Origin of the sequence: Cupriavidus sp. SK-4, from assembly GCF_000611125.1 — a bacterium.
GTDB classification, from domain to species: Bacteria; Pseudomonadota; Gammaproteobacteria; order Burkholderiales; family Burkholderiaceae; genus Cupriavidus; species Cupriavidus necator.
In genome coordinates, this window is sequence record NZ_JFJW01000017.1 from 24,321 (window position 1) to 24,813 (window position 493).

The window sequence follows — 493 nt, forward strand, 5'->3', positions numbered from 1 at the left end:
CCAGGCGTGCAGCCAGCGCCGCGGCACCGGTCCAGGGCTGGCCCGGTGTCAGCTTGCTCGCCGGCAAGGGTGGCAGCGGCTGCCCCCAGGCCGGCTGCTTCGCAATCTCGCGGTACCGCGCCAGGGCCTCCCGCAGCGTGCCATAGAGCGGGAAGGTGGGCGCTGCCTGGCGGATGGCATCGGGCAGCCGTTGCTGCCTGACGGCATCGCGCAGCCAGATGGCAGCATCGAAGGGCCGTTCCGCCTGCGGGGCAAAGTTGGCATGGACCGCGCGCGGGTTGACGCGCCCGCCGTGCAGGTCTGCCAGCATCCGCTCCATCGCGGCGCTCAGTGCCGCGTCCACGCGTGCGGCCGCGTCCGGCGGCAGTGCTGGCCCGCTGGCGGCCTGGGCCACGGCCTGGCGCAAGGCGTCGGCATCGTAGTCGCGCGGATCGAGGCCGTCGGCCGCGGCCGCGGCCAGCGCATCGACGGCCTGGCGGGCCCCCCGCCCCCG

General features: G+C 76.1%; 1 pseudogene. It reads right to left on the minus strand.

Going from position 1 to position 493, the window contains the following annotated elements:
• Positions 1-493 (minus strand): annotated as a pseudogene (locus tag CF68_RS38005) (murein L,D-transpeptidase); the annotation flags it as partial.